This window comes from Mycobacterium sp., assembly GCF_035603715.1.
Classification (GTDB): domain Bacteria; phylum Actinomycetota; class Actinomycetes; order Mycobacteriales; family Mycobacteriaceae; genus Mycobacterium.
Window position 1 is genome coordinate 1 of the sequence record NZ_DATNJW010000646.1, and the last position, 7376, is coordinate 7376.

Consider the following 7376-nt stretch of genomic DNA (forward strand, 5'->3'; position numbering starts at 1 on the left):
CATCATTGACAACGGGAGCTTCGGCACCCGCACTATTCGTTTCGAGACCGGTCGGCTGGCCAAGCAGGCCGCCGGCTCCGTCGTCGCTTACCTCGACGACGAGACCATGCTCCTATCGGCCACCACGGCCAGCAAGTCGCCCAAGGACCACTTCGACTTCTTCCCACTGACGATCGACGTCGAAGAGCGGATGTATGCCGCCGGACGCATCCCCGGTTCGTTCTTCCGCCGCGAGGGCCGTCCCTCCACCGACGCGATCCTGACCTGCCGCCTGATCGACCGTCCGCTGCGCCCGACCTTCGTATCCGGCCTGCGCAACGAGATCCAGGTCGTGGTCACCATCCTGAGCCTGGATCCCAAGGATCTCTACGACGTGCTGGCGATCAACGCCGCGTCAGCGTCGACCCAGATCTCGGGTCTGCCGTTCTCCGGCCCTGTCGGCGGTGTGCGCGTCGCGCTCATCGACGGTCAATGGGTCGCGTTCCCGACCGTCGAGCAGCTCGAGAAGGCCGTGTTCGACATGGTCGTCGCCGGCCGCAAGACGGCCGATGACGTCGCGATCATGATGGTCGAGGCCGAGGCCACCGACAACGTCATCGAGCTCGTCGCGGGCGGCGCGGGCGCGCCGACCGAGAGCGTCGTGGCCGAGGGCCTGGAAGCCGCCAAGCCGTTCATCGCCGCGCTGTGCACGGCGCAGCAGGAGCTGTACGACGCCGCCGGCAAGGAGACCGCCGACTACCCGCTGTTCCCCGACTACCAGGACGACGTCTTCTACGCCGTGTCCTCGGTGGCCACCGAGGAGCTCACCAAGGCGCTCACCATCGCGGGCAAGGAAGAGCGCGACGGTCGCACCGACGAGATCAAGGCCGAGGTGCTCGACCGCCTCGCCGAGACTTACGAGGGACGCGAGAAGGAGATCGGCGCGGCGTTCCGCTCGCTGACCAAGAAGCTGGTCCGCCAGCGCATCCTGACCGACCACTTCCGCATCGACGGCCGTGGCATCACCGACATCCGGGCGCTGTCGGCCGAGGTCGCGGTCATTCCGCGGGCCCACGGCAGTGCGCTGTTCGAGCGTGGCGAAACCCAGATCATGGGCGTCACCACCCTCGACATGGTCAAGATGGCGCAGCAGATCGACTCGCTCGGGCCGGAAACGTCCAAGCGCTACATGCACCACTACAACTTCCCGCCGTTCTCCACCGGTGAGACCGGCCGTGTCGGTTCGCCGAAGCGGCGCGAGATCGGCCACGGCGCGCTCGCGGAGCGGGCCCTGGTGCCGGTGCTGCCCAGCATCGAAGAGTTCCCCTACGCGATCCGGCAGGTCTCGGAAGCGTTGAGCTCCAACGGTTCTACCTCGATGGGCTCGGTATGTGCCTCGACTCTGTCGCTGCTGAACGCCGGTGTGCCGCTCAGGGCGCCGGTCGCGGGTATCGCGATGGGCCTGGTGTCCGACGACGTCGAGGTGGACGGCGGCGGCAGTGAGCGCCGCTTCGTCACGCTGACCGACATCCTGGGCGCCGAAGACGCATTCGGTGACATGGACTTCAAATGTGCGGGCACCAAGGACTTCGTCACCGCGCTTCAGCTGGACACCAAGCTCGACGGCATCCCGTCGCAGGTGCTGGCCGGCGCGCTGGCGCAAGCCAAGGACGCCCGGATCACCATCCTCGAAGTGATGGCCGAGGCCATCGACGAGCCGGACGAGATGAGCCCGTACGCACCTCGGATCACCACGATCAAGGTGCCCATCGACAAGATCGGTGAGGTCATCGGGCCCAAGGGCAAGATGATCAACTCGATCACCGAGGAGACCGGCGCGCAGATCTCCATCGAGGACGACGGCACCGTGTTCGTCGGCGCCAGCAACGGCGAGGCGGCGCAGGCCGCGATCGACAAGATCAACGCGATTGCCAACCCGCAGCTGCCCAAGACCGGCGAGCGGTTCCTCGGAACCGTGGTCAAGACCACCGATTTCGGTGCGTTCGTGTCGCTGCTGCCGGGCCGCGACGGGCTGGTGCACATCTCCAAACTCGGCAGGGGGAAGCGGATCGCGAAGGTCGAAGACGTGGTGAACGTCGGCGACAAGCTTCGCGTCGAGATCGCCGACATCGACAAGCGGGGCAAGATCTCCCTGGTGCTTGTGGACGAAGACGCCGGACCATCCGGCGACGGTGAACCTGCCGCCAGCCCGGAGACCGCGCCTGCCGATGCCGCGACGGCCAGCAGTTAGCTCAGGGACGCAGCTGCGCCGCGGCCGGCACACTTCTGAGCCGTCCGCGGCGTTTCGGCGCACCACGCTGCCCGGTGGATTGCGGGTAGTCACCGAATACCTGCCCGGGGTGCGCTCGGCCTCGGTCGGGGTATGGGTCGGCGTGGGATCGCGCGACGAGGGTGCCTCCGTGGCCGGTGCTGCGCACTTCTTGGAGCATCTGCTGTTCAAATCCACGCCGACGCGCACGGCTGTCGATATCGCGCAGGCGGTGGACGCGGTCGGCGGTGAGCTGAACGCCTTCACCGCCAAGGAGCACACCTGCTACTACGCGCACGTGCTCGACGGCGATCTCGCTCTTGCCGTCGACCTGGTCAGCGACGTGGTGCTCAACGGGCGCTGCGTCTCCGACGACGTCGAACTGGAACGCGCCGTCGTCCTCGAAGAGATCGCCATGCGCGACGACGACCCCGAGGACGCGTTGGCCGACCAGTTCCTGGCGGCGCTGTTCGGCGATCATCCGGTGGGTCGTCCGGTGATCGGCAGCGTGCAATCGGTGTCGTCGATGACGCGCGCCCAGCTGCATTCGTTTCACCAGCGGCGCTACACGCCCGAACGGATGGTCGTCGCGGTGGCCGGCAACATCGACCATGACGAAGTGGTGGCTTTGGTGCGCGAGCACTTCGGGCCGCGATTGGTCCGGGGCCGCCACGCGATCGCGCCGCGCAAGGGCGCCGGCCGGGTCACCGGTCGCCCACGGTTGACGGTGGCCAACCGGGACGCCGAGCAGACCCATGTCTTTCTCGGGGTGCGAACGCCGGGTCGGCACTGGAAGCATCGTTGGGCGCTGTCGGTGCTGAACACCGCGCTCGGCGGCGGCTTGAGTTCCCGCCTGTTCCAACAGGTCCGGGAGTCCCGCGGGCTGGCCTACTCCGTCTATTCGTCGCTGGACACGTTCTCCGACGCCGGTGCGTTGTCGGTGTACGCCGCGTGTCTGCCCGAGCGTTTCGCCGAAGTGACCCGGGTGGCCGCCGACGTGCTGGAGGAGGTGGCTCGCGACGGCATCACCGAGTCGGAATGCCGGATCGCCAAGGGTTCACTGCGGGGCGGGCTGGTGCTCGGCCTGGAGGACTCCAGTTCCCGGATGCACCGCATCGGCCGGGGCGAACTCAACTACGCTGAACACCGAAGTATCGACCGGACGCTGCAGGAGCTCGATGAGGTCACCCTGGACGAGGTCAACGCGGTGGCGCGCCAACTCCTCGGCAAACCGTATGGCGCAGCCGTTCTCGGGCCTCATCAATCGAAAAAGTCTCTGCCGCAACAACTTCGGAAAATGACGGGGTAGCGCGATGGTACTGGGCTTCTGGGATCTCGACGTGCCGATCGTGGGAGCGCCGATGGCGGGCGGCCCCGGCACGCCTGCCCTGGCGGCGGCGGTGTCCAACGCGGGCGGCCTCGGCTTTCTGGCCGGTGGCTACATCAGCGCAGACCGGTTGGCCAATGACATCGTCGCGGCGCGTGCCGCGACCACCGGCCCGATCGGTGTCAACCTCTTCGTGCCCCAGCCCAGCGTCGCCGACATGCACCAACTCGACTATTACGCCGAGGCCCTCGACGAGCTGGCTGAGCATTACGACGTCGAGATCGGCTACCCGCAATTCGGTGATGACGACGGGTGGCAGCAGAAGCTCGAGGTGGTGGCCGACCTGCGGCCCGAATTGGTGTCGTTCACCTTCGGGGCCCCATCACCGGACGTGCTGCGCTGGTTCGGCGCGCGGGGAATGTTGCTATTCGTCACGGTGACCTCGGCGTATGAGGCGGGCGTGGCGCTTGCCGCCGGAGCTGACGGCCTGGTTGTCCAGGGGCCCGACGCTGGTGGGCACCGGGGCACGTTCGCGCCGGACATGAGTCCCGGTACCGAACCGCTCATTGAACTGCTGCGCCGCATCGGCAGGGCCCATGACGTTCCGTTGATCGCGGCCGGCGGCCTGGGCAGCACCGACGATGTTGCCGCGGTGTTGCGCAGGGGGGCGGTGGCCGCCCAGATCGGGACCGCGCTGCTGCTCTCCGACGAGGCCGGCACCAACGCCGCGCACCGCTCGGCCCTCGGCCATCCGCAATTCGACACGACCGTTGTCACCCGGGCGTTTTCGGGCCGGTATGCCCGCGGTCTGGCGAACGATTTCACCCGGATGCTCGACCACATAGCGCCGCTGGGCTATCCGGAGGTCAACCAGATGACCTCGCCGATCCGCAGGGCCGCGGTCGAGTTGGAAGACCCGCACGGCACCAATCTGTGGGCGGGGACGGCCTACCGGCAGGCACAGACCGGGCCGGCGAAGGACATCGTCAGCACGCTCGGCCACGTATAGGGTCAGCGACCTCCGGAGTGCGGTGCGCCCACGGCCGGGCGGTTTCCAGCTGGCTGGCCACCCGGAGCAGAACATCCTCGCGACCGTAGGCGGCCACCAGTTGCACGCCGACCGGTAAGCCGGTGTCGGTCCACTCGACCGGCACATTGATCGCGGGCTGACCGCTCATGTTGAACGGCGGCGTAAAGGGAATGAACTGGAACGCGCGTTCCACTGCCTCCCACGGATTGTCGGGGTTGTTGCCAATGACGCCCAGCGGCGGCGGGAGCTCGGCGACCGTCGGTGTGAGCAGCAGGTCCCAGCCGTCGGTCCACCACGCCTGCAACGCACGGCGGAAATGGGTGGTGGCCGAGAATGCCAGCGCATAGTCGACGGCGGTGAAATGTGCGGCGATCTCGGCCTGGACCCGGTTCATCGGCTCGAATTCGTCTGCGCTGAGCTGTCTTCCGAGCTGTTCTTCGAATCGCCGAAGCCCGACGCCCATGTTCGTGCTCCACAGCGCGGCGAAGTGCACACGCAGCGACGTGTCGGCCAGGGCTGCGGGCCACGCCGGTTCGACGGTGTGGCCGAGCGATTCGAGCAGCCTCGCGACCGAACGGGCGGCGTCCGCGCACTCGGGTGCGACGGCGCCACCCTGCGGGTGGTGGTCGAGCAGGCCGATCCGCAGCCGGCCTGGGTCCGCACCGAGCTCGAGGACGTAGCGGCGGGCCGGAAGCCGCGCGATGACCGTGTCACCGATGCCGGGCCCGCGGACGGTGTCGAGAAGTGTGGCGGTGTCACGCACCGTGCGGCTCACGCACAGCTCGACCGACAGCGCCGTTTCGTCGCGGATCGGACCGAGCGAGATCCGGCCCTGGCTGGGCTTGAGGCCGACCAGTCCACAGCACGACGCGGGGATGCGGATCGAGCCGCCGCCGTCGCTGGCATGCGCGAACGGGACCATGCCGCTGGCGACCGCGGCTGCGGAACCGCCGCTGGAGCCGCCGGGCGACCGGCTGAGGTCCCACGGGTTATGGGTCGCGCCCCATGCGATCGGTTCTGTGGTGGGGACGCTGCCGAGTTCGGGGCTGTTGGTCCGGCCCGCGGTCACCAGGCCGGCGCCGCGGAAGCGGCTGACCAGCGTGGTGTCGGCGTCCGAGACAATGGACGCGTTCTTCAGCGCGACGTTCCCGTTGGTGATGCGCTGGCCGGCGTATCCGGCGAACAGGTCTTTGATGAGGAACGGCACACCGCGAAATGGCCCGTCGGGCAGCGCAGCCCGGGCAGTGTCACGCGCGTGGTCGAACCAGCGGATCACTACCGCATTGAGCACCGGATCGATGCGCTCGATCCGCTCGATGGCCGCGTCGAGTAATTCGAGCGGCGTCACCTCGCCGTTGCGGACCAGGGCGGCTTGGTCGACCGCATCCATCCATTGGGTCTGATCCGCAAGTGAGCTCACGCGGCTTGTGTAGCACGCAAACGCGTGTCAGACCAGCAATGCCGCCGGATCGGTGTAGGGCAACCCCAGGTCGGCGGCCACCCGTTGGCACAGCAGCGCACCGTCATGAGTCGAAAGCCCCTTGGCGAGAGCAGGATTCGAACGGCTGGCATCTCGCCAGCCATTGTCGGCAAGTTCGATGGCATACGGCATGGTGGCATTGGTCAAGGCATACGTTGACGTCTTGGGCACCGCCGCGGGCATGTTTGCAACGCAGTAGAACAGCGTGTCGTGCACGGCGAACGTCGGGTCGTCGTAGGTGGTCGGGCGTGAATCCTGGAAGCAACCGCCTTGGTCGATGGCGATGTCCACCAATACTGCGCCCGATTTCATCTGCCCGACAAGGGAATTCGATACCAGCGTCGGAGCCTTGCCGCCTGGCAACAGAACCGCGCCGATGACCAGGTCAGCCTGCTTGACGGCTTCCTCCACCTCCAGGGCGGTCGAGTAACGGGTCTGCACCCGGCCGCCGAACACCTGGTCGAGCTCGCGCAATTTGTTGACGTTGACGTCAAGCACGGTGACCGCGGCGCCCATTCCGACGGCAACCCGGGCGGCGTTGTATCCGGCGGTTCCCGCGCCGATGACCACCACCGCCGCCGGTTCGACGCCCGGCACTCCGCCCATCAGCACGCCGCGCCCGCCATGAGTGCGCATCAGGTGATACGCCCCGACCTGAGCCGACAGTCGCCCGGCGACTTCACTCATCGGGGCCAACAGCGGTAAGGCGCCGTCGGAGGTCTGCACTGTCTCGTAGGCGATCGATGTGGTGCCCGCGGCGAGCAGTGCCTCGGTGCACGACCGCGAGGCGGCCAGATGCAGGTAGGTGAAGAGGGTCTGGCCTTGCCGCATGCGCGAGTACTCGATCGGGGTGGGCTCCTTGACCTTGAGCACCAGGTCGGCGCCGGCCCACACGTCCTCTGCGGTGGCGATCAGTTGCGCGCCGGCGGCCTTGAACTCACCGTCGGGGATCGACGAGCCCTCACCCGCGCCCGCCTGAACCAGAACCTCATGACCGCGACGGGTCAACTCGGCGACCCCGGAGGGGGTGATCGCCACGCGGAATTCGCTGTTTTTCGTCTCGGTTGGGATGCCCACATGCATGAACCCAATTGTGAAGAAAGTTCAACAATAGTGCAAAGACGACGAAGACACGCGTTTAGAATAAGCAGATGTCCGAAGAAATTACGAAAGACCAGGATCGTGAGCGGCTGTCATCGAAGGATCTTCGGCCGGCGGATTTGGACAGTACGGATCGCAAAATCGTGAGCCTCCTCCATGCCGACGCCCGCATGACCAACAGCGCGCTGGC

General features: G+C 67.2%; 5 protein-coding genes. 3 read left to right on the forward strand and 2 right to left on the reverse strand.

From position 1 onward, the window contains the following. Position 1 precedes the first annotated feature (1 nt). Genes VN856_RS26200 through VN856_RS26210 form a run of 3 tightly spaced genes read left to right on the forward strand, consistent with a single transcriptional unit; the run spans position 2 to position 4584 of the window. The gene (locus VN856_RS26200) at positions 2-2230 is read left to right on the forward strand and encodes a polyribonucleotide nucleotidyltransferase (protein ID WP_325694750.1); all 2229 of its coding nucleotides are present in this window, start codon (positions 2-4) and stop codon (positions 2228-2230) included. Continuing rightward, positions 2208-3557 (forward strand): pitrilysin family protein, encoded by a 1350-nt coding sequence (locus VN856_RS26205; RefSeq protein ID WP_325694752.1) that lies wholly within the window; start codon positions 2208-2210, stop codon positions 3555-3557. The genes VN856_RS26200 and VN856_RS26205 overlap by 23 nt, the downstream gene beginning before the upstream one ends. Before the next feature lie 4 nt (positions 3558-3561). Continuing rightward, positions 3562-4584 carry a nitronate monooxygenase gene (locus VN856_RS26210; protein ID WP_325694754.1) on the forward strand — a complete coding sequence of 341 codons (1023 nt, stop codon included), beginning with the start codon at positions 3562-3564 and terminating at the stop codon, positions 4582-4584. Here VN856_RS26210 and VN856_RS26215 read toward each other — a convergent pair. Then, positions 4562-6025 (reverse strand): amidase, encoded by a 1464-nt coding sequence (locus VN856_RS26215; RefSeq protein ID WP_325694756.1) that lies wholly within the window; start codon positions 6023-6025, stop codon positions 4562-4564. The two genes, VN856_RS26210 and VN856_RS26215, sit on opposite strands and share 23 nt — an antisense overlap. A gap of 27 nt (positions 6026-6052) precedes the next feature. Then, positions 6053-7168, reverse strand: coding sequence for an alanine dehydrogenase (gene ald, locus VN856_RS26220; RefSeq protein WP_325694758.1), 1116 nt, complete (start codon positions 7166-7168; stop codon positions 6053-6055). Positions 7169-7376: the final 208 nt, after the last annotated feature.

Excerpts from the sequence above, each read along its gene's own strand:
- VN856_RS26210 (WP_325694754.1), top strand. The coding sequence starts at position 3,562 with ATGGTACTGGGCTTCTGGGATCTCGACGTGCCGATCGTGGGAGCGCCG.
- ald (WP_325694758.1), bottom strand. The coding sequence starts at position 7,168 with ATGCATGTGGGCATCCCAACCGAGACGAAAAACAGCGAATTCCGCGTG.
- VN856_RS26205 (WP_325694752.1), top strand. The coding sequence starts at position 2,208 with ATGCCGCGACGGCCAGCAGTTAGCTCAGGGACGCAGCTGCGCCGCGGC.